General features: G+C 67.0%; 23 protein-coding genes and 1 tRNA gene. 13 read left to right on the top strand and 11 right to left on the bottom strand.

Features of this window, described 5'->3' with window-relative positions:
* Positions 1-21 precede the first annotated feature (21 nt).
* Positions 22-690: a glutathione S-transferase family protein gene (locus AVT10_RS16905; RefSeq protein ID WP_066694195.1), complete on the bottom strand. Its 669-nt coding sequence runs from the start codon at positions 688-690 to the stop codon at positions 22-24.
* A gap of 77 nt (positions 691-767) precedes the next feature.
* Between AVT10_RS16905 and AVT10_RS16900 the strand changes: the two genes are divergently transcribed.
* Positions 768-1385, top strand: coding sequence for an exopolysaccharide biosynthesis protein (locus tag AVT10_RS16900; protein WP_066694193.1), 618 nt, complete (start codon positions 768-770; stop codon positions 1383-1385).
* 113 nt (positions 1386-1498) lie between these two features.
* Here the strand turns inward: AVT10_RS16900 and yihA are convergent, their stop codons facing one another.
* The 6 genes from yihA to AVT10_RS16870 form a co-directional block, all read right to left on the bottom strand.
* Positions 1499-2167 carry a ribosome biogenesis GTP-binding protein YihA/YsxC gene (gene yihA / locus AVT10_RS16895; protein WP_066694191.1) on the bottom strand — a complete coding sequence of 223 codons (669 nt, stop codon included), beginning with the start codon at positions 2165-2167 and terminating at the stop codon, positions 1499-1501.
* On the bottom strand, positions 2164-3861 hold the full coding sequence (gene yidC, locus AVT10_RS16890; RefSeq protein ID WP_066694561.1) for a membrane protein insertase YidC: 1698 nt from the start codon (positions 3859-3861) through the stop codon (positions 2164-2166). Before yidC ends, yihA begins: the two co-directional genes overlap by 4 nt.
* A gap of 22 nt (positions 3862-3883) precedes the next feature.
* Positions 3884-4096, bottom strand: a complete 213-nt coding sequence (gene yidD, locus AVT10_RS16885; RefSeq protein WP_055818097.1) for a membrane protein insertion efficiency factor YidD — start codon at positions 4094-4096, stop codon at positions 3884-3886.
* 29 nt (positions 4097-4125) lie between these two features.
* A complete protein-coding gene (gene rnpA / locus AVT10_RS16880) occupies positions 4126-4461 on the bottom strand; it encodes a ribonuclease P protein component (RefSeq protein WP_066694189.1) in 336 nt (111 codons plus the stop codon).
* A gap of 5 nt (positions 4462-4466) precedes the next feature.
* Positions 4467-4601: a 50S ribosomal protein L34 gene (gene rpmH, locus AVT10_RS16875; RefSeq protein WP_055760664.1), complete on the bottom strand. Its 135-nt coding sequence runs from the start codon at positions 4599-4601 to the stop codon at positions 4467-4469.
* 109 nt (positions 4602-4710) lie between these two features.
* Entirely contained in the window at positions 4711-4956 is a 246-nt protein-coding gene (locus tag AVT10_RS16870; RefSeq protein ID WP_066694187.1) for a hypothetical protein, read from the bottom strand.
* A gap of 114 nt (positions 4957-5070) precedes the next feature.
* Between AVT10_RS16870 and AVT10_RS16865 the strand changes: the two genes are divergently transcribed.
* The 4 genes from AVT10_RS16865 (at position 5071) to AVT10_RS16850 (ending at position 7594) form a co-directional block, all read left to right on the top strand.
* Positions 5071-6576 (top strand): YifB family Mg chelatase-like AAA ATPase, encoded by a 1506-nt coding sequence (locus AVT10_RS16865; protein ID WP_066694185.1) that lies wholly within the window; start codon positions 5071-5073, stop codon positions 6574-6576.
* A 65-nt stretch (positions 6577-6641) separates the two neighbouring features.
* Positions 6642-7034 carry a DUF805 domain-containing protein gene (locus AVT10_RS16860; protein WP_066694166.1) on the top strand — a complete coding sequence of 131 codons (393 nt, stop codon included), beginning with the start codon at positions 6642-6644 and terminating at the stop codon, positions 7032-7034.
* A 41-nt stretch (positions 7035-7075) separates the two neighbouring features.
* A tRNA-Leu gene (locus AVT10_RS16855) sits at positions 7076-7160 on the top strand.
* 62 nt (positions 7161-7222) lie between these two features.
* Positions 7223-7594 (top strand): PilZ domain-containing protein, encoded by a 372-nt coding sequence (locus AVT10_RS16850; protein WP_066694164.1) that lies wholly within the window; start codon positions 7223-7225, stop codon positions 7592-7594.
* Positions 7595-7601: 7 nt separating this feature from the next.
* Here the strand turns inward: AVT10_RS16850 and AVT10_RS16845 are convergent, their stop codons facing one another.
* From AVT10_RS16845 to AVT10_RS16830, 4 genes are all read right to left on the bottom strand, one after another.
* Entirely contained in the window at positions 7602-9077 is a 1476-nt protein-coding gene (locus AVT10_RS16845) for a tryptophan halogenase family protein (RefSeq protein ID WP_066694163.1), read from the bottom strand.
* A complete protein-coding gene (locus AVT10_RS16840) occupies positions 9074-10096 on the bottom strand; it encodes a cupin-like domain-containing protein (RefSeq protein ID WP_066694161.1) in 1023 nt (340 codons plus the stop codon). Before AVT10_RS16840 ends, AVT10_RS16845 begins: the two co-directional genes overlap by 4 nt.
* A gap of 2 nt (positions 10097-10098) precedes the next feature.
* Entirely contained in the window at positions 10099-10758 is a 660-nt protein-coding gene (locus AVT10_RS16835; RefSeq protein ID WP_198158626.1) for a SapC family protein, read from the bottom strand.
* Between the two features lie 162 nt (positions 10759-10920).
* Positions 10921-14064 (bottom strand): TonB-dependent receptor, encoded by a 3144-nt coding sequence (locus AVT10_RS16830; protein WP_084401832.1) that lies wholly within the window; start codon positions 14062-14064, stop codon positions 10921-10923.
* Positions 14065-14365: 301 nt separating this feature from the next.
* Here AVT10_RS16830 and AVT10_RS16825 point away from each other — a divergent pair, with 301 nt between their 5' ends.
* The 8 genes from AVT10_RS16825 to AVT10_RS16790 are packed head-to-tail and all read left to right on the top strand — an operon-like array spanning position 14366 to position 21642.
* On the top strand, positions 14366-15835 hold the full coding sequence (locus AVT10_RS16825; RefSeq protein ID WP_066694159.1) for a methyl-accepting chemotaxis protein: 1470 nt from the start codon (positions 14366-14368) through the stop codon (positions 15833-15835).
* Positions 15836-15876: 41 nt separating this feature from the next.
* Positions 15877-16140 carry an STAS domain-containing protein gene (locus tag AVT10_RS16820; RefSeq protein WP_232308066.1) on the top strand — a complete coding sequence of 88 codons (264 nt, stop codon included), beginning with the start codon at positions 15877-15879 and terminating at the stop codon, positions 16138-16140.
* A 16-nt stretch (positions 16141-16156) separates the two neighbouring features.
* Positions 16157-18343, top strand: a complete 2187-nt coding sequence (locus AVT10_RS16815; RefSeq protein ID WP_066694157.1) for a chemotaxis protein CheA — start codon at positions 16157-16159, stop codon at positions 18341-18343.
* Positions 18340-19203 (top strand): CheR family methyltransferase, encoded by an 864-nt coding sequence (locus AVT10_RS16810; protein WP_066694154.1) that lies wholly within the window; start codon positions 18340-18342, stop codon positions 19201-19203. Before AVT10_RS16815 ends, AVT10_RS16810 begins: the two co-directional genes overlap by 4 nt.
* The gene (locus AVT10_RS16805) at positions 19200-20237 is read left to right on the top strand and encodes a protein-glutamate methylesterase/protein-glutamine glutaminase (RefSeq protein ID WP_066694151.1); all 1038 of its coding nucleotides are present in this window, start codon (positions 19200-19202) and stop codon (positions 20235-20237) included. Before AVT10_RS16810 ends, AVT10_RS16805 begins: the two co-directional genes overlap by 4 nt.
* The gene (locus tag AVT10_RS16800) at positions 20234-20782 is read left to right on the top strand and encodes a chemotaxis protein CheD (RefSeq protein ID WP_066694148.1); all 549 of its coding nucleotides are present in this window, start codon (positions 20234-20236) and stop codon (positions 20780-20782) included. Before AVT10_RS16805 ends, AVT10_RS16800 begins: the two co-directional genes overlap by 4 nt.
* A gap of 32 nt (positions 20783-20814) precedes the next feature.
* Entirely contained in the window at positions 20815-21177 is a 363-nt protein-coding gene (locus AVT10_RS16795; protein WP_066694146.1) for a response regulator, read from the top strand.
* A gap of 27 nt (positions 21178-21204) precedes the next feature.
* Positions 21205-21642, top strand: coding sequence for a chemotaxis protein CheW (locus AVT10_RS16790; protein WP_066694144.1), 438 nt, complete (start codon positions 21205-21207; stop codon positions 21640-21642).
* Positions 21643-21646 lie beyond the last annotated feature (4 nt).

Raw genomic sequence — 21646 nt, 5'->3', positions numbered from 1 at the left:
CTCCCCGTGCCGGGGAGGAGCTTATTTCACCGGCTGTTCGTACTGTTCGAGGACCCAGTCTTCTTCCTGGGCGCTGGCGATCCAGTCCTGCATCCATGGGTGCTGCAACAGGGTGATGATATAGCCCATCGCGAAGCGCGGGCAGGGCAGCGAATAGGTGACGATCCGCGTCGCGACCGGCGCGAACATGATGTCGGCCGCGCCGAATTCGCCGAACAGATAGTCGCCACCCTGGCCGAAGCGGGCGCGGGCCTGTGCCCATAGCTCGTAGATGCGCGAAAGGTCGGCGGCGACGTCGTCGTCGGGTTGGGTCGGATCATAGACCTGGCGGACGTTCATGCTGTGCTTGCGGCGTAGCGGCGCGAAGCCCGAATGCATTTCGGCGGCCATCGACCGGGCCATGGCGCGCGCCGCCGGGTCGGCCGGCCAGAATTTGTCGCCGCCCGATTTCTCGTTGAGATATTCGACGATCGCCAGGCTGTCCCACACGACGATGTCGTCGCCGTCCCACAGGATCGGCACCTTGCCCGACGACGGCGCGAATTCGTCGCCTTCGCGGCGTTTGTCCCAGTCGGCGTCGTAGAGCGGCACGACGACCTCCTCGAACGGCAGGCCTGACAGCTTGGCCGCCAGCCAGCCGCGCAGCGACCAGGAGGAATAGGCCTTGTTCCCGATGATGAGCTTCAGCATGGGCGCGGGTGGTGCCATGCGACGGCGCCCGTGTCGAGCGATTGGAACCGGGGGCGGAACGATCCGTTGGCAAATCCATGGCGGAAAACGAAAAAGGCGGCGATCCGCATAGCGTGGGCGAGGTGCTTGACCGGTTGAAGGAACTGGGCGAGCAGGCCGGTGCCGAGAAAGCGAAGCTGGGCGACATGCTGGAGGCGCTGGGCCAGCGTGCCTATGGCCCGTTCTTCATCATCTTTCCGCTGATCGACATTTCGCCGGTCGGCGGCATTCCCGGCTTGCCGACGGCAATGGCGGTGGTGATGATCCTGCTTGCCGTTCAGTTGATCCTCGGCCGCAAGCATCTGTGGTTGCCGGGCTTCCTCGCCAATCGTGGGCTGAAGGGCGAAAAGCTGGTCAAGGTCGCCGACAAGACGCGGCCGATCGCCAAGCGGATGGACAAATGGTTTCACGGGCGGCTACCGGCGCTGACCAAGGGGCCGATGGTCAAGGTCGCCGGGGTGGCGGTAGTGCTGCTGTGCCTGACCGTGCCGCCGCTGGAACTGCTGCCCTTCGCCAGCACCGCGCCGATGGCGGCGATCATGGCGTTCGGCATCGCGCTGCTGGTGCGCGACGGGTTGCTGATGATCGTGGCGTGCGCGTTGTCGGTCGGGGCGGTGGCGCTGGGGGCGGGGTTGTTTGTGTCGAAGTCGGGGTAAATGATTTCTGCCGTCATCCCGGCGCAGGCCGGGATCCATTGTGTCGGGTGTTCGCGGTTTATCGCGACCTTACCCCATCCATGGATTCCGGCCTGCGCCGGAATGACGGTAGGTCACCCGATCGATTCGATCACCGCCGCGCGCAGTTCGGCGATGCCCATGCCTTTTTCACTCGACGTCGAGATGACGTCGGGATGCGCGGCCGGACGCTTGCGGACCTCGTCGCCCACCGCCGCGTACACGGCGTCCAACTCGGTCGCCTTGATCTTGTCGGTCTTGGTCAGGACGATGCGGTAGCTGGTCGCCGCCTTGTCCAGCATCTCGAACACTTCGCGATCGACATCCTTGATGCCGTGGCGCGAATCGATCAGGACCAGTGTGCGCTTCAATACCTGCCGCCCGCGCAGATAGTCGTTCACCAGATAGCGCCACTTGCGGACCATGTCCTTGGGCGCCTTGGCGAACCCGTATCCGGGCATGTCGACCAGCCGCAGTTTCAGCGGCTGCCCGATGTCGAAGAAGTTCAGCTCCTGCGTCCGCCCCGGCGTAACCGAGGTGCGCGCGAGCGAAGTGCGGCCGGTCAGCGCGTTGAGCAGCGACGACTTGCCGACGTTCGATCGGCCGGCGAACGCGATCTCCGGCACGTCTGGCGACGGCAGATGGTCGAGCGACGGTGCCGATTTCAGGAACTGGATCGGGCCCGCAAAGATCTTGCGCGCCGCTTCGATCTGGTCTGGATCGAAGCGGTCGTCGCCCGGCGGCGGGGGTGGCAGGTCGTTCACTTGGCCGGCGCCTGCTTGAGCGCCGGATGCCGCGAATAGAGCAGTTGCTGCTGTGCGATGGTCAGCAGGTTCGACGTGATCCAGTAGACCTGCAGGCCGACCGCGAACGGCGCCATGATGAACATCAGCACCCACGGCATCAGCCCGAAGACCTGCTTCTGCATGTCGTCCATCGGTGCCGGGTTCAGCTTGAACTGGAAGTACATCGAGATGCCGAGCAGCACCGGCACGATGCCGATCGCCAGGAAGTGCGGCGGGGTGAAGTCGAGATAGCCGAACAGGTTCAGGATCGTCGCCGGATCGGGTGCCGACAGATCCTTGATCCAGCCGACAAACGGCTGGTGCCGCATTTCGATGGTCAGCAACAGCACCTTGTACAGCGCGTAGAAGATCGGAATCTGGATCAGCGTCGGCAGGCAGCCGGCGACCGGGTTCACCTTTTCCGTCTTGTACAACGCCATCATCTCCTGCTGGAGGCGTGGCTTGTCGTCCTTGTAGCGTTCCTGCAGCACCTTCAGCTTGGGCTGGATCGCGCGCATCGCCGCCATCGACGCGAACTGGCGCTGGGCGATCGGGAACATCAGGCCGCGGATGGTGAGCGTCAGCAGGATGATCGCCACGCCGAAATTGCCGACCATGCGGAACAGCCAGTCGAGATAGACGAAGATCGGTTCCTCGACGACGCGGAACCAGCCCCAGTCGATCGACCGCGAGAAATAGGGCACGCCCTGTTCCTCATAGGCGTTGAGGACCTTGTTCTCCTTTGCCCCTGCAAAGAAGCGCGCACTCTGCGTCATCGCCTGGCCCGGGTTGAGCGTAGCGAGGGTCGGCGAGCGATAGTCGGCCTGATGGCGCTGGTCGGCGCCCTTGAGCGACAGGCCGTGCTGCGCGTTCTGATCCGGGATCAGCGCGGTCATCCAGTAATGGTCGGTGAAGCCCAGCCAGCCGCCCTTCGCGTTGAAGGTCGTGGGGGCGGCGTCGATATCCTTGTAATCGACGTCGAACTTCACGCCGTTGCCCGCTTCGTAGATCGGGCCGACCTGGATCGTCATCGTGTCCTTGTCGACCGGCGAGCCGCGACGGCTGAGCAGGCCATAGGTCGCGACCTGCACCGGCTGCGCGCCGGTGTTCACGATGCTCTGGCGCACGGTGAACATATAGTCGTTGTCGACCGAAATCTGCATCAAATAGCGCTGGCTGCCCGCCTGCGTCGTGAGCGTGACGGGGGTGGTCGGGGTGAGCTTCGCGCCCGACGCGGTCCACAGCGCGTCGGCCGGCGGCGGAGTGATGCCGGTGCCGCTCCAGCCGAACTGCGCGAAATAGGCATCGGCGGTACCCGATGGCGACAGCAGCCGGACGGGGGGCGAATCCTTGGCGATGGTTTCCTTGTGCCGCACGAGCACCAGATCGTCGATCCGCCCGCCGCGCAGGTTGATCGATCCGCGCACCGACGGGGTTTCGATCAGCACGCGCGGGGTTTCGCGAAGCACCACCGCCCGGTCACGAATCGCGTTCGCGGTATCGGCGGCAGGATCGGTCGCGGGATTGGCGACGGGCTTGCTTCTGCCGTCCTCCAGCTTCGTCACCGGCGGATTGGCGGCCGGGAAGAAATGGTTGGCGATGTACGGCCAGCCGAACAGCACCAGCGCAGCCAGTACCGCGAACAGCAGGAAATTCTTCTGGTCGTTCTTCACGTACAATCCTTACGGCGCAGACTCAGGGCACCGGATCATGGCCGTGCCCGCCCCAGGGGTGACAGCGCGCGATCCGTTTGGCGGCCAGCCACGCCCCCTTGATCGCGCCATAGCGGGCAAGGGCGGTGATTGCATAGGCCGAACAGGAGGGTTGATAGCGACACGACGGCGGCAGGATCAGCGACGGACCCAGTTGCCACGCGCGCGCGACCAGCATCAGCGCGCGGGCGGCGATGCCCGGACGGTCGGGGTCGCCTGCGTCGGTCACCGGCGAACCTTGCGCAACGCCTTGGAAAGGTCGGCTTTCAGATCGTCGAACGGGCGTTCGATCCCGCTCGCCCGGCCGATCAGCACGTGATCGGCACCGGCAATGCCGTGCTCGGGCAGCAGCTCTGCGGCAAGCGCGCGAAAACGCCGCTTCATCCGGTTACGGACGACGGCGTTTCCGACCTTCTTCGATACGGTAATGCCGATTCGCATCGCGCCAGGCGGCGTATCGGCCAGTTCGTCCGCCTTGCGGTTACGCACCAGCAGAACGAAGCCGGGCATGGGGGCCCGGCGTCCCGCATTCGCCGCCAGATAATCCCGGCGGCGAAGCATTTTGGTTAGGCCGACAGCTTCTTGCGGCCGCGGGCACGACGCGCGCGGATCACATTGCGGCCGCCCGGCGTCGCCATGCGCGAGCGGAAGCCGTGACGACGGGCCCGTACCAGGTTGCTCGGCTGAAAAGTCCGCTTCATCACTCATTCCCCGGGTATTCAAAACTGCCAGAACGTAAAAAGCCGCCAGTGACGGCGGCCGCGTGGGTGGTCCCTTAGCCATGGAGGCCGCGCAAGTCAACGCCGAGCGTTACGTACCCGCCCGCATCCGGCGCCGTTTGGCGCTGGCGCGGCGCAGCGCGCGGTCGGTGAGCGCCCGCAGCCGCGGATGCCGCCGCAACCGGCGGGCGAAACGGTGCCTTGCCCAGCGCGAATTGCGCAAGATCAACGCGGTGCCGGCGGCAAAGGTGAAGATGCCGGCCGGACCCGGCAGCACCGCGACCAGCGGCGTCACCAGGACCAGCAATACACCGAGGGTCACCAGCGCAATCTGCATCGTAGCTCGCCATGCCAGCCGTGTGTTGCGCTGGCAAGACGGTCACGACGGGCCGTTCCTTACGGCGGCAAAGCGGCTATGGACGACCCAAGGGGAAATGGGGACAGGGGCAGCATGGTCGCGATCGTATCGACGGCGGCATATCTCGGGCTGGAGGCGCGCCGGGTCGAGGTGCAGGTGCAACTGGCCAGCGGCGTTCCGGCTTTCGTCGTCGTCGGATTGGCCGACAAGGCGGTGGGCGAGAGCCGGGAACGGGTGCGCGCCGCGATCGCTGCGATCGGCCTCTCGCTGCCGCCCAAGCGGATCACGGTGAACCTGTCGCCCGCCGACCTGCCCAAAGAAGGATCGCATTACGACCTTCCCATCGCGCTCGGGCTGCTGGCGGCGATGGGCGTGGTCGATGCCGAGACGCTGTCCGACTATCTGATCGTCGGCGAACTGAGCCTCGACGGGCGAATCGCCGGGTCGCCGGGCGTGCTGCTCGCGGCGATGCTCGCGAGCGGCGAGGGGCGGGCGCTGATCTGTCCGGCGGTGCAGGGTGCGGAGGCGGCATGGGCCGGAACGTCGGTGGTCGCCGCGCCCGACCTGTTGTCGCTGCTCAACCATCTGAAGGGCGAGCAGATGCTGTCGGCTCCGCAACCGGGCGGTGCCGAGGACGGGTGGAGCGGCACCGACCTGCAACAGGTGAAGGGTCAGGAGACGGCCAAGCGCGCGCTGGAGATCGCGGCGGCGGGGAATCACAACCTGCTGATGGTCGGGCCGCCAGGAGCGGGCAAGTCGCTGCTCGCCTCCTGCCTGCCCGGCATATTGCCGCCGCTCGACGCCGCCGAGGCGCTGGAAGTGTCGATGGTCCAGTCGGTCGCCGGCACGCTGACCGGTGGGCGGATGACGCGGGTGCGCCCCTTTCGCCATCCGCATCATTCCGCATCGATGGCGGCGCTGACCGGTGGCGGGCTGCGCGTGAAGCCGGGCGAGATCAGCATGGCGCATCTGGGCGTGCTGTTCCTCGACGAGCTGCCCGAGTTCCAGCGCGCGGTGCTCGATTCGCTCAGGCAACCGCTCGAGACCGGCGAGGTCAGCGTGGCGCGGGCCAATGCGCATGTCACCTTTCCGGCGCGGGTGCAGCTGATCGCGGCGATGAACCCGTGCCGCTGCGGCCATCTGGGCGATCCGGCGCTCGCCTGTGCGCGGGCGCCGCGCTGTGCCGCCGATTATCAGGCGAAGGTGTCCGGCCCGCTGCTGGATCGCATCGACCTTGCCATCGAAATGGCGGCGGTGAGTGCCGCCGACCTCGTCCTGCCGCCACCCGCCGAAGGATCGGCCGAGGTCGCCGCGCGGGTCGCGGCGGCGCGTGGCGTGCAGCGCGAACGCTATGCCGCCGATGGCATTCGTACCAACGCCGAAGCGGACGGCGCGGTGCTGGAGCGTGCTGCCGCGCTGGACGCTCCCGCACGCGCGCTGCTGGCACAGGCAGCGGAGGCGATGCGGCTGTCGGCGCGGGGGTTCCACCGGGTGCTGCGGGTCAGCCGGACGATCGCCGATCTGGCCGGGACCGATACGATCGGTCGGGGGCAGGTCGCGGAGGCGCTGAGCTATCGCCGGCGGGCACCGACGAACTGAGCCATTGCGTTGTCCGGGCGCGCTTGCAACACATTGCGTAGCTGTAACGATGAGGGAGCGTTGCGATGGAGTGGATGATCCTGCCGCTGAAGCGGTATTTCGAAGTGCGTGGCCGTTCGCGTCGGCAGGAATATTGGATGTTCACGCTGTTCTCGATCCTGGTCGGCATCGCGACGACGATCGTCGACCGGGTGCTGGGCTTCGATTGGGACAGCACCGGTCCGATCAACGGCCTTACCAGCCTCGCGCTGCTGATCCCGAGCTTCACCGTCACCTTTCGCCGGTTGCACGATACCGACCGGTCGGCATGGTGGATGCTGCTGGTGTTCCTGCCGATCATCGGGTGGATCTGGCTGTTCGTGCTCTATGTGACCGAAGGCACGCGCGGTCCCAACCGGTTCGGGCCCGATCCCAAGGACCCCTATGGCAGCGCGGACATCGACCAAGTGTTTTCATGACGGTTGCGAGGGCGTGTCGCTTCGGCTAACGCGCCCTTCGTGCCCCTGTGGTGAAATTGGTAGACGCGTCCGACTCAAAATCGGATTCCGAAAGGAGTGCTGGTTCGAGCCCGGCCAGGGGCACCAATTTCCGCGAATGTGTCGCGATTTAACCGGATATTAGCGGCCTGCCGGATAGCATCGCTCCCATGAGCGATTCGTCGACCGGTCCGTTCCCCCCGCGCCCGCGCCGGGACAGCGTGCTGCTGACCGCGCGTGTCGAATTGCGCGATCAGGTGGTCGAATGCCGGGTGCGCAACCTGTCGGAGGCCGGCGCCTGCATCGACGATCCGGTACAGCTGCCGCCGGACGGGCGGGTGCTGGTGACGATGGGACAGCTCCATCATCTCGAAGGGCGGGTTCGCTGGACGCGGGACGGCCGCGCCGGCCTGCTGTTCGACAAGGGGCGGATCGACATCGCCGCCGCCCGGCGCCCGCGCGGTACGGTGGCACCGGTCCCGCAGCATCTGGCCGGTTGGCTGTCCCATATCTACAATCCGTATCGGCGCGCCGGCGACTGAACCGCGCCTACTCCCGGCTGAGGCAATAGCTGTCGAGAAACTGCTGATGCGTCGGCAGCCGTGCGACGGTGGCGGCGATATTCGACTGTAGCCCGCGCAGCACCGTGCCCAGCTCGCCCGGTGGCATCGCCCGGGCAAGCGGATGCCATGCGGCAGGCGTCAGGCGCTGGCCCAGCATCACCTGCGTCCACGAACCGGTGCGGAACAGGTCGTCGGACGACTGATAGGTATGCGCGCCTTCGGCGAACAGCGCGATACGCTCGGCGAGGCTATCGGGTGGGGGAATTTCTTTCCGTTCGCGCCAGAAGGGTTCGGGGCGCTCGTTGAGGTGGTAATGGAGCAGAACGAAGTCGCGTACCGCTTCGATCTCGCGCCGAGCTTGGTCGTTGAAGCGGTTGCGGGCGGCGGCACCTAGATGGCCGAAAGGCAGCAGCTGTACCAGCCGGGTGAGCGCGATCATAACCAGATGCAGGCTGGTCGATTCGAGCGGTTCGACGAACCCGCTCGACAGGCTGAGTGCGACGCAATTGCGTTCCCACATCGCCAGCCGCCGCCCGGTGCGGAAGCGGATCAGGCGCGGTTCGATCAGCGCCTGCCCCTCGACCGAGGCCATCAGCCGGTCGCGTGCGGCATCGTCGCCAAGGTGACGCGAACTGTAGACGAGGCCGTTGCCGATACGGTGCTGCAGCGGGATCTGCCAGCGCCAGCCGGCGTCATGGGCGATGGCGCGGGTATAGGGAACGGCCGGGCCGGTTGCCCTGGTCTGCACCGCCAGCGCACGGTCGGTGGGCAGCCAATGACCCCAATCCTCGAACCCCACGCCCAGCGTCTGTTCGATCAGGAGGGCGTGGAAGCCGGTGCAGTCGAGGAACATGTCTCCGGCAATATGTTGCCCGTCGTCCAGCACCAGCGCGGCGATGTCGCCGCTGTCGCTGTCGCGTTCGACGCGGGCGATCCTGCCCTCGATCCGCGTCAGGCCCTGCGCCTCGCTGCGTTCGCGCAGATAGGCGGCGTAACGGCCGGCGTCGAAATGATAGGCATAGTTGAGCGGGGTGTCGGGACCACCGAGGAAGCGCCCGGCATCGGCGGCTTCGTGTTCGAGGCAATAGGCGCCGATGTCCGCCGCCCCGCCCTGTTCGCGCGCCTCCAGCCAGAAATGCTGGAAATCGCCCATCCAGGTCGACCGACCGACCTCGCCGAACGAATGGATGTAGCGGTCGCCGGCGCGCGCCCAGCCTTCAAAGGCGATGCCCAGTTTGAAGTTCGCCCCGGTCGCCGCCATGAAATCGCGTTCGTCGAGGCCCAATAGCGCATGGAAGCTGCGGATGGTGGGGATGGTCGCCTCGCCGACGCCGACCGTGCCGATCGCTTCGGATTCGACCAGCGTGACGTCGACCAGCCCGGCCAGCTGCCGCGTCAGCAGCGCCGCCGCCAGCCAGCCGGCAGTGCCGCCGCCAGCGATCACGATCCGTTTGCGCGTCATCGGTTCAGCCTTTGCAACAGTTTCGCGCGCAGCCGTCGGGCGGCGGTCGGGTCGAGCGGGGCGAGGTCGCCCTGCATTTCAGGGGGCAGGTGGTCGCGGGCATCGTCGCCGCCGCTCCAGATGTAATGGTCGAACATCGCAGCCCACGCCGCCCGCTCGGCCGCCGGGCGTTCCCGCAAGGACAGCATCGCGTGGAGCAAGGTCGTCATCGGGCTGTCGGCGAAGGCGGGAGCGTCGTTCCACCAATAGTTTATCATGACGTTGAAGCGTCCCAGCGCCTCGACATTGTGCCACCACAAGGCGGGGTAGAAGAGGACGTCGCCCGGCTCGAGCTCGGCCACCTGCGCATTGGCGAGCGCTTTGGCGAAGCGCGGGTAGCGGTCGAGGTCGGGCGTGCGCAGGTCGACCATGCTCACCACCTGTCCGCCGGGCGTCGGCTCCAGCGGGCCGGGATAGAGGTTCGCGACCTGATCGGGCGGGAACAGGGTGAAGCGGCGTTGCCCGACGAGGCAGACGGCGAGGTTGTTCGACAGGTCGTAATGGGTCGCGGCGATGGTGCGGTTGCCGATCCAGATGCTCGCCAGCGGCGCGGCATGGCCGGGGGGCGGGGGCGGCACGGCCAGATCGTTGTCGCGGCGCAGGCCGGGGAGATAGGTGTCGAGATCGGTCGACCCGATATAGAAGGCCGGCGGTTCGGCATCGTCGAGATGGGCGGCGATCCGGTCGAGATAGTCGGACAAGCCGACCCGCGCCGCGTCGAAGTTCAGCCCCGACCCGTCGTCGCGGTAGAAAAAGCGCCCGCCGATCGCCGGATCGCCGGTATAGCCGACGATGGGGCGCCCGCCGTCGAACTGCTTGAGATAGGCGATGGTCGCCGCCGGACCCGCCCGACCCGCCGCGACCAGCGGCCAGTGCGAGGCAATGCCGCGCAGGACGACCGGCTCGTTCGCTTCCAGCAGCTCCGGCAGCGACAGGTTGCCCGGGCGCGCGGTATCGATGCTGCGGACAGCGCGCACCATGGTCAGTTGCCGTGGCGCTGGTGCCGCCGGTCGATCAGCCGGGGAATATTGTCGAGCGAGGCGCTGGCCATGAACGCCGCGCGCAGCGCGCCGCTGGCGTGGAGGGTGGCGACCTGTTCGGCGGTCAGCGCGTCGAGCGCATCGTCGGCGACGACGAGGATGTCGGTGATGGCACAGCTCTGCCCGTCGCCGAGATCGAGTTCGATGGTGGTGGGGCGCAACAGATCCGCCGCCTGCCATGCCGCGAACAACGGGGCATTGATCTGCTGCCCTTCGTGGATCACGTCGAGCACGGTTTCGACATGGGCGAGATAGGGGGCGGTGCCGCCCTGCGGCAGATAGAGCGGATTGCCGTCGCCGCCGCGCGAAACGCGCGGATCGTCGAGATCGAGCGTCACCGCGCCGCTTTCCCGGTCGCGCAGGAACGGCCCGCGCTGGCGGACGGCGGGGACGTAGCTGGCGTGCCAGCCGCCATCGCTGCCTAGGAACAGATTGTCGTCGGGATCGAGGCCGAGCAGCGCCACGGCATAGATGCCGCCGCGATCGTCGCGGCGGAACAGGATCGGATAATCGCGCTGTGCCGCTTCGAATTCATTCGGGAACAGCAGCGCCTGATTGACCGCATCGCCATGCGCCTGGCCGTGCGCGACGAGGACGGTCAAGTCGTGATGATCGACGTTGTTAAGGGGCACGGGGGGCATCGACACGCGGACCTTTCGTTAAGCGTGCGGCAGGGTAGGGCAATGCGGCATGATGAAAAGGGGCATCCTTCGCAAAGGACGCCCCTTTTCAATCATTTGGCCTTTCCAGTCATTTGGCCGGCATCAGAACCGGTAGCGCGCGCCCAGCAGGAAGCGCGGCTTCAGTTCCTGTGCGAACACCAGCGCGTTGCGATCGCGCCCATATTGCACCAGCGGCTCGCTGGTCAGGTTCACGCCCTCGATCGACAGCGCCATGCGGTCGTTCAGGTCGTAGCTGATGTTGAAGTCGAGCGTACCGAACGGCGCGACGAACAGCGGGTTGCGGCTGTCGCCCTGATTGGTCGCGGCGAGGAACTTGTCGCGCCAGTTGTACGTCACGCGCGCCGACAGGCCGCTCTTGTCGTAGATGATCGACCCGTTGGCGCTGTCGCCCAGACCGGTCAGCGCGAACACGTTGACGCTGGGGTCGGCGGCGATGTCGGCATTCACGTCGCCATACACCTTGGTATACGACGCCTGCACGCCGAAGCCGGTATTGCCGAAGAAATGCTGTCCGGCCAGCTCGAAGCCATAGATATGGCCGTCGCGGTTGTTGACCGGCTGCGACACCGCGAAATTGTAGAGCGGGTCCTGCGTGTTGCCGTAAATGTCGACCGCCTGCAGGATCGAGTCGACGAACCCCTGGTTCAGCGCACCGCCGGCGTTGCGGTTCGCCTGGAACGTCGCATCCGCCTGCGCCGTGTTGCCGCCATTTTGCTGGAGCAGCGCGGTATAGGTGAACAGGTTGACGTCGCTGAGGTCGGCGGCGAGCGCGCGCAGCCGGTCGGCGGCAATGCCCGAACGGGTGCCGGCGGCGCCCGACGACGGATCGCGCAGGTCGAACAGGGTGCGGTTGAACACGCCCGTGCCGATGAAGTTGCGCACCCGCTTGTCGAAGAAGCCGACCGAGACATAGCTCGACGGCTTGTAATACCATTCCACCGACAGGTCGAAATTGTCGGAAACCAGCGGCAGCAGCCCGGCATTGCCCGAGTTGCCGGTCGGACGGCCACCCAGTGCCGTTGGACGGGTCGGCGCACCAGCGGTGGTCGACGCGAACAGGTTGCCGTAATCCGGCCGGGCGAGCGTGCGGCTGGCCGAGGCGCGGGCGACGAAATTGTCGAACACCTCGATGTTGAAGTCGATCGCGGGCAGCAAATTCTGGTAATTGCCCCGCTGCGACACGGTCGACACCGAGTTGGAGATCACCGACGAGAAGTCGTTGTCGGCATCCCATTTGATCGCCGACGGGGTTGCCTGCAACGCGGTCGAGCGGACCTTCGTCTCTTCGTAGCGCGTGCCGAACAGCAGGTTGGCGGTGCGGCTGGCAATCTCGCCCTTCCACGTGATCTGGCCGTACACGCCCCACACGGTTTCGCCGACGCGGTCGTAATCATTGGCGGTCGTGTTGATCGGGTTGGCGGCGTAGAAGTTCGAGAAGATGTCGTTCAGCACGACGGCGTTGCCGCGGAAGGCGGTGCGCTTGACGTCGGCGGTGTTGAAGCGGTCGAACTTGCAGTCGAGGCAGAAGGTCTTGACCACGTTCGACGCGAGGCGCTGCACGATGCCCGGATCGGTGATGCCCCAGTCGCCCAGCTGCTGCTGCGTCTGCACCCGCGCGCTGGTCATGACCGAATCGGTGTACGTACCGCCGAAATCGAAGCGGCTGCCGCCGCCCAGATCCCAGCCGAGATCGGCGCGACCGCCGTTGATCCGCTGCCGCTGCGTCGCGGCGTTGGTGCGGGCGATCTGCGTGCCGAGATCGCCGATGTCGAGCACGCCGTTGCCGTTGCCGTTGATGCGGTCGTTGATCGTCTGCGTCACGCGGGGGAAGCCGCTGCTATAGTCGATCGCCTGGCTGTCGATCACCGGTGCGCCGAGCGACACCAATGTGGCCGAGGTGCCGTTGGGCGCATCGGGGGTGGAACGCGAGACGGCGTGATAGCCATCGAGGTTCAGCGACAGCGTGTCGGTCATCTGCCACTTGCCGTTCAGGCCATAGGACTGAAGCTGCGTCTTGGTGGCGCGGAACTGCTGTTCGAAGCCCTGGTCCTTCACGCCGTTGATCGATTCCGAGATGAAATCGGGCGTGGCGATCACGTCGTTGCCGTTGAAGACGATGCGGCCGAACGGGCGGTTGAACCAGTTGGTCTGCTCGCTGCGCTGCTCCTCCAGCCGGTTCTGCGCGAACAGCGCGTCGGCGGTGAAGGTCAGCCCTTCGGTCGGCGCGAACTGCAACACGGCCTGGCCGTTGATACGCTCGCGCTTGTTTTCGGAGAACTGGTAGCGGCTGTCGTTGGGGATCAGCGTGAACGGCGTGGTCGGCCGGTTCTCGATCTGGGTCTGGCCGTTGACATACGGGCCAGCGGGATTGAGCACATCGGCGGTCGGGACCACGGTGAAATAATTGGGTGCGCTCTGGGCCGAGGTGCTGTCGCGGCGCTGATAGCTGCCGAACACGGACAGGCCGAAGGTGCGGGCGTCGTTGCGCCAGCTCATCAGGCCCGACACTTCGGGAAGGACGCGGGCGCCTTCGCCCTGCATCGTGCTCACGTCGTGCAGCGCCTTTGCGCCGAACGATCCGGTCACGCCGTCCTCGCGCGATTCCAGCGGCTTGCGGGTGACGACGTTGATCGCCGCGCCGATACCACCCGAAGGGATCGACGCGCGGCCGGTCTTGTACACCTCCAGCGCCGATACGCCTTCCGAGGCCAGGTTCTGGAAGTCGAACGAGCGGCCGGTGCCGCGGGCGAAATCGCCCGCACCGCTGGTGTCGACGTTGGACGCGGGCAACTGGCGTCCGTTCAGCGTGACGAGGTTGAAGCCGCCGGAGAAGCCGCGGACCGAAACCTGCGATCCTTCGCCGTTCACGCGATTGATCGACACGCCGGTGATGCGCTGCAGCGACTCGGCGAGGTTGGTGTCGGGGAACTTGCCGATATCCTCTGCGCTGATCGCGTCGACGACGCCGGCCGAGTTGCGCTTGATATCGATGGCGCGGTTGAGCGAGGCGCGGATGCCGGTGACGACGATTTCGTCACCTTCCTGCGCCGGGTGCTGTCCGGTCTGCTGGACGGTGCTGCCGGTGGCGCCTTCGGTGGCACCCGGCTGGGCATTGGCGGCGGTATCGTCGGTCTGCGCGGCGGCGATGCCGGGCGTGATGAGCAGCGCGGCGATCGCGATGCCCGAAGCGCTGCGCGCCAGATTGCCGAGAAGATGGCCTCTCATGCGAAAACTCCCCTGAACGTGGTGCGGTTCGGCCCGCCCATCATGTCGCCGGAATGTCCGGTCGTGGTAACGCTACCAATCTGTCCAGCGTTGTCAATTCGGGAAATCGGATAACATCATGGAATAGCTGGATAATATCCAGTATCCGATATTTGGCAGGATTGTCGGGCATGATCGGATTTGCCGGCGGAAACCGCCCGAAAGCGTCGTTAACCAGAAATTATACGAGCTGCCCTACACCGGCAGGCAAGCGAACATGCCGCCCGGGGGGGACGTCGCACTGGTCGTTTGGAGCAATTGAATGACGCCCTCGTTCCGCAAGCACGCCCCGATCCGGCAAAAGTTTCTTATCATGGGCAGCGTCTACGCGCTGCTGGCGGCCGTGCCGGTCGCGACGACAGCGGCCGCACTGTCCGATATGGCGCCGACGCCCCTCCTGCTCGGACTGGCGGGTGCGGCGCTCGTTCTGACCGTCGTGATGTCGGTGGTGTTCCGTAGCGCGGTCTGCGATCCCTATGTCGATTCGGTTGTTCGGATGGAAGGGATTGCCGCGGGCGACCTGACCAGCCCGATCGAACATACCGACTATCGCGACTGCATCGGCCGGATGGCGCGTGCGATGGAAGTGTTCCGCGCCAATGGCCAGGTCGTGAAGGATGCGACGCTCGCCCAGCAACTGCTCGTCACGCAGCTGGGTGAGGGGCTGTCGCGGCTGGCGGCCAGCGATGTCAGCTATCGCATCCACGATACTTTCCCCGCCGACTACGAACGCCTGCGCATCGATTTCAACGCGGCGATGGACGCGGTGTCGGAAGTGCTGGCGGCGGTGCGCCAGGCGACCGACGGCATCAACAACGGCGCCAACGACATTCGCCAGGCATCGGACGACCTGTCGCAGCGGACCGAGCAGCAGGCCGCGAGCCTGGAGCAGACCGCCGCGGCGATGGACCAGATCACCGGTACGGTGCGCGAGACGGCCGCCGGGGCGACCCGCGCCCATACCGTCGTCAGCGAGACCCGCGACGAGGCCGAACAATCGGGCGACGTCGTGCGCCGCGCGGTCGATGCGATGAACGGCATCGAACGCGCCTCGGCCGAGATCGGCGACATCATCACCGTCATCGACGGCATCGCATTCCAGACCAACCTGCTGGCGCTGAACGCCGGTGTCGAAGCGGCCCGCGCGGGCGATGCTGGCAAGGGCTTTGCCGTCGTCGCGTCCGAAGTGCGTGCACTGGCCCAGCGTTCGGCGGATGCCGCCAAGGACGTGAAGGCGAAGATCAACGCATCGTCCGAACAGGTCGCGACCGGCGTCGAGCTGGTGAGCGAGACCGGCAAGGCATTGCAACGCATCATCGGTCGCATCGGCGAGATCAGCACGCTGGTCGGCACCATCGCGACCTCCGCCGATCAGCAGGCCACCGGCCTTCAGCAGGTGAACACGGCGGTCAATGAAATGGACGGCGTGACGCAGCAGAACGCAGCGATGGTCGAACAGGCCACCGCCGCCGCCCGCAGCCTCGCCGAAGAGGCGCAGGAACTGGCGCGTCAGGTCGACCGCTTCACGCTGGCCGCCCATGGCCGTGCGGCGTCGATGGCGGCTTCGGTCCGGTCTGCACCGACCCAGAGCGCCGTCCACCGCCTCCAGGCACGCGTGGCGCAGGTCAGCCGCGAAATGACCGCTCCGCCGCCCCGTCGCAAGGTCGCCGCGGCCGGCGGTGGCGCCGCCGTCGCGACCGTCGTCAGCGATGACGACTGGACCGAATTCTGATCCGCGCCACCGCCAGCGACCATCTTATCCCGGGAAATCCCATGACCATCGCCCTTCCAGCCGTGCTCGACACCCCCGCCGCCGCCCCGCTGCGCCAGACGCTGCGCGACGCGGTCGGCACCGGCCAGCCGATCCAGATCGACGCATCGGCCGTGGAGCGGATCGGGCAGGCCTGTCTGCAGGTCCTCGCCGCCGCCGAGGCCGCGGCCGAGGAAGCCGGCCAGGATTTCCGCATCGTCGGCGCGAGCCCGGTGTTCGCCGACATGGCGACGCTGGCGGCCCTCGACACCCTCATCGCCGCCTGAATCGGGAGCGAACCCCATGGACCTCGACGCAATCCAGCAAATCTTCTTCCAGGAGTGCGAGGAAGGCCTCGCCGCGATGGAGAGCAACTTCGCGGCGCTGCGCGACGGCGACCGCGATTCGGAGACGATCAACGGCGTCTTCCGCTGCGTCCATTCGATCAAGGGCGGGGCGGGGGCGTTCGGTCACGAGCGGTTGCAGGCCTATACCCACCAGTATGAAACGCTGCTCGACCTGATCCGGAACGGCACGCTGGAATTGACGCCCGCGCTGCTCGACGTGGTGGTCGGCGCGTTCGACATGCTGGCCGACCATGTCGCGGCGGCGCGCGACGGCGACACGCCGCCGGCCGACGCGGCGATGCTCGAACGGCTGGAAGCGGCGGCGGGCGGCGGCGCCGCCCCCAAGGCGGCCGCACCCGTTGCCGAAGCGGTCCCGGCGGTCGAGATTTCCGACGATTTCGACGACCTGATGTCGATGCTGGGCGATGTCGCCCAGTCGGAGGACGGGGCGGATGCGGCCAATGGCTGGCGCCTGCGCTACACGCCGGGGCCCAAGGGGTTCGAACATGGCGCCGAACCGCTGCTGCTGCTGCGCGAACTGACGATGCTGGGCGGAAAGGTCACCGCCTGCGACCGTTCCGCGCTGCCCCCGCTCGACACGATGGATACCGAATGCGCCTATCTGGCGTGGGACGTGGCGCTGCCCGCCAGCGTCGCCGAGGACGATATCCGCGCGGTGTTCGAATTCGGCGATCCGACCGCGATCGCGCTGACCCGCGGCGATGCCGAACCGGCGATGGCCGAGGACAGCGTCGATGCGCTGTTCGACCTGCTCGATTCGGTTGAATCGGCACCCACGCCGGCACCGGTCGCGGTGGTCGAGGAAGTGGTGGTCGCCGCACCGCCGCCGCCCGCACCTGCGCCGGCTCCCGCACCGGCCCCTGTGCCGGTGGCGGAGGAGCCGGTCGAGGCGAAGGCCGCGGCACGCGCCGCCCCGCCGTCCGCACCCGCCGCGCCGGCGGCACAGACGATCCGCGTCGATCTCGACAAGCTCGACCGGCTGGTCAACCTGGTCGGCGAGCTGGTGATTACCCAGGCGATGCTGGCGCAGCGTCTGGCGGAAAACCAGATGGGCGGCATTTCGGAGCTGAGCGACCTCGAGCACCTGACGCGCGAGTTGCAGGAGTCGACGATGGCGATCCGTGCGCAGCCGATGAAGACGGTGTTCAGCCGCGTCCCGCGTATCGTCCGCGAACTGGAGGGCGAGACCGGCAAGCGCGTCCGCCTGGAGGTCGATGGCGAGATGACCGAGGTCGACAAGACCGTGGTCGAGCGGATCGGCGAGCCGCTGACCCACCTGATCCGTAACGCGGTCGACCATGGCCTCGAAATGCCCGACGTCCGCGTCGCGGCGGGCAAGCCGGCCGAAGGGGTCGTGCGCCTGTCGGCCGCGCATCAGTCGGGCCGCATCGTCATCACCGTCGCCGATGACGGGCAGGGGATCAACCGGGCGCGGGTCAAGGGCAAGGCGATCGAGAAGGGCATCATCCTGCCCGACGCGGTGTTGAGCGACGAAGAGATCGATAACCTGATCTTCGCGCCCGGTTTCTCGACCGCGGCGGCGATCACCAACGTGTCGGGGCGCGGCGTCGGCATGGACGTGGTGCGCAAGAACATCCAGGCGCTGGGCGGCCGCATCGGCATCCAGTCGCGCGAAGGCTTCGGGTCGAGCTTCTCGCTCAGCCTGCCGCTGACGCTGGCGGTGCTCGACGGCATGATCGTGACGGTGGGGGCGCAGACTTTCGTCATTCCGCTCGGCCATATTGTCGAAAGCCTGCGGCCCGACGAAACGACTCTCAGCCGGCTGGGGCCGGACGGGACGGTGCTCGACGTGCGCGGCTCCTATGTGCCCGTACTGCGCATCGCCGACTATCTCGGCATCGAGGGCGCGGAGCGCAATCCGACCGACGCCGTGCTGATCGTGGTCGAGGGCGACCATGGCCAGGCCGCGCTGCTGGTCGACACGATCCAGGATCAGCGGCAGGTCGTCGTGAAGAGCCTGGAAGCCAATTATCAGGCGATCGACGGCGTGGCCGGGGCGACGATCCTGGGCGACGGGCGCGTCGCGCTGATCGCCGATGTCGATGCGCTTACCACGCGCGGCCGTTTCGCCAACCGTCCGTCGGCGGCGCTGGCCGCATGACCCGGGCCGCCGCCCTTGCCGACAGCCGCGCGCGGGAATTCGAATTCCAGGCGAGCGACCACCGTGCCATCGCGGCACTGGTGTATGACGAGGTCGGCATCCTGCTGCCCGACGGCAAGGCGCAGCTGGTCTATGGCCGTATCGCGCCGCGCGTCCGCGCGTGCGGGCTGACGAGCTTTGCCGACTATGTCGCGCATATCGGGCGCGATGCCGAAGAGCGCGGCCGGGCGATCGACGCACTGACGACGAACCACACCAGCTTCTTTCGCGAAAACCATCATTTCGAGGATTTCGTGGAGCGGATCTGGCCGCCGCTCGCCGACCGCCTGGCCAAGGGCGGCCGGGTCCGGCTGTGGTCGGCGGCGTGTTCGAGCGGGGAAGAGCCCTATTCGTGGCTGATGGCGATGTTCGGCAACGACCGCGCCGCCGCCCAACGACTTCTGAAGACCGATCTGCGCATGCTGGCGACCGACGTGTCGCCCAGCGTGCTCAACACCGCACGCGCGGGTCGCTATTCGAAGGATACGATGCGGACCGTACCCGCGTCGCTGCGTTCCGTGTGGACCGGGGGGGACGGCGACCAGCTGGTCGTCGATCCGGTCCTTCGCGACGCGATCGCGTTTCGCCCGCTCAACCTGCTCGGCGACTGGCCGATGAAGGGGCGGTTCGACACGATCTTCTGTCGCAATGTCATGATCTATTTCGACGAGCCGACCAAGGAACGCCTGCTGGCGCGGCTCGGCGAGCGGTTGGAGGTTGGGGGGATGCTCTATATCGGTCATTCGGAGCGGTTGATCGGCGCGGTACAGGACAAGTTCCGCTGCATCGGCCGCACCGCCTATCAGAAGATCGCCGCATGAGCGTCCGCACCCTCATCGTCGATGATTCGATGGCGATGCAGGCGATCATCCGGCGTCGGCTGCTGGCCGATCCGGCGATCGAGGTCGTCGGCACCGCCGCCAGCGCCGACGAGGCGCGCGCCCAGATCAAGGCGCTCGACCCCGATGTCGTGACGCTGGACGTCGAGATGCCGGGCATGAGCGGGCTCGACTTCCTCGAACGGCTAATGCGCCTGCGCCCGACGCCGGTGGTGATGCTGTCGACCTTGACCGCGCAAGGGGCGGAGGCCAGCCTGACCGCGCTGGAACGCGGCGCGTTCGACTGTTTCGACAAGACGCGGCTGATGGCCGGAACCGATCCGGCGTGCACGTCGGAGCTGACCGAACTGGTCCGCGCGGCGGCATCGTCGCGGCCGGCGGCGCGTCCTGCCGCGGTCCGCACCGCGCCGCCGGTGCAGGAACGCGCGAGCTACACGCCGCGACCCGGTGCGATGATCGCGATCGGTGCGTCGACCGGCGGCGTCGAGGCATTGATCGAACTGCTGTCGGGCTTTCCGGCGAACTGCCCGCCGACTGTCATCGTCCAGCACATGCCGGCGACCTTCACCCCCAGCTTCGCCGCACGGCTCAACCGCCTGTGCGCGCCGACCGTCGAGGAAGCCCGCGCCGGCGCGCCGCTGGCGGTGGGCAAGGTCTATCTGGCGCCGGGCGGTGAACGGCACATGGAGATCGGCGGGTCGGGCGACCGGCGCCATTGCCGGCTGGTCGAGGGTGACAAGGTCAACGGTCATCGCCCGTCGGTCGACCGGCTGTTCCATTCGGTCGCGCGGCTCGCCGGCCGCGATGCGACCGCCGCGATCCTGACCGGCATGGGCTGCGACGGCGCGGAGGGGATGAAGGCGATGCGTGGCTGCGGGTCGATGACCTTCGGCCAGGACAAGGCGACGAGCGTCGTCTATGGCATGCCCGCGATCGCGCACCAGATCGGTGCGGTCGCCGAGCAGCTGCCGCTGCGCCGGATCGCCGCGCGCCTGCTTGCGGAATGTGCCGCATGAGTGCGCTGGCGACCCGCGACGGGCTGCGCCGGGTGACCGTCGCGCAGGGCGAGACGAAGGTCAGCGACGAACGCGACGTCGTGCTGACCACCGTCCTCGGCAGCTGCGTCGCGGCCTGTTTCTTCGATCCGATCGCGCAGATCGGCGGGATCAACCATTACCTGCTGGCCGAGGGCAATGCGTCCGACGAAGCGTCGATGCAGCGCTATGGCGTCTATGCGATGGAAGTCCTGATCAACGCGATGCTGGCGCGTGGCGCCGCGCGGTCGCGGATGCGCGCGCGGATCTTTGGCGGAGCGACGATGCGGGCCGGCTTTCGCGATATCGGCGGCGCCAACATCGCCTTTGCCCGCAGCTTCCTGCGCGACGAACGCATCGCGCTGGTGGGTGAGGATGTGGGCGGCACGCAGGCGCGCCGGGTCGAATTCCGGGCGGCGGTCGGGTTGGCACGATGCCGCTCGGTCGTCGATTCCGCCGCCCCGCCCATTATCGTGCGGGCATCCCCGCCGCCGCCCGCCGCCGTCGGCGACGTGGAGTTTTTCTGATGACCGAATTTGCACCGAGGGAGCCTCTTACCGTGGCCAAGACGATCATGACCGTCGACGATTCGCCCAGCATGCGGATGTTGCTGCGGGTCGCGCTGACCGATCTGGGATACAGCGTCGTGGAGGCCGAGGACGGCGTCCATGCGCTGGAAAAGCTGGACGGGTTCCAGCCCGACCTGCTGATTACCGACATCAACATGCCGCGCATGGACGGGTTCGGCCTGATCGCCGAAGTCCGCGGGCAGGGGCGTCGCAGCCTGCCGATCCTGGTGCTGACGACCGAGAGTTCGGACGAAAAGAAGCAGCGCGCGCGCGATGCCGGTGCTACCGGTTGGATCGTGAAGCCGTTCCACCCCGAAAAGCTGGCCGCCGCGATCCGGCGCGTCATGCACTGACCCTATAGCGCGATCAAGGAACCACCCATGTCCCGCCAACTCATCACCTTTCAGCTGGGCGACCAGATCCTGGGCGTCGACATCATGGCGATCCGCGAGATCCGCGCATGGTCGCCGGCCACGCCGCTGCCCAACGTGCCGCCCTATGTCCGCGGCGTCGTGAACCTGCGCGGCGTCGTGCTGCCGGTGTTCGACCTGCGCCACCGGCTGAACTGGGGCGTGACCGATCCGTCGGCCCGCCACGTCATCATCGTCGTGCGGATCGGCGAACAGCTGCAGGGCATCATCGTCGATGCGGTGAACGACATCGTGTCGATCCACCCCGATGCGATGCAGCCGGTGCCCGACATGGGCGATACCGAAGCGTCGCGCTTCCTCGAAGGGCTGGCGACGATCGACAATCGCATGATCCTGGTGCTGGCGCTCGACCGACTGGTCGACCAGCCGGTCGCCGAAGCCGCCTGACGTA

It is taken from the genome of Sphingomonas hankookensis (assembly GCF_001619955.1).
GTDB lineage: Bacteria > Pseudomonadota > Alphaproteobacteria > Sphingomonadales > Sphingomonadaceae > Sphingomonas > Sphingomonas hankookensis_A.
This window is presented reverse-complemented; position numbering and strand designations above follow the sequence as displayed.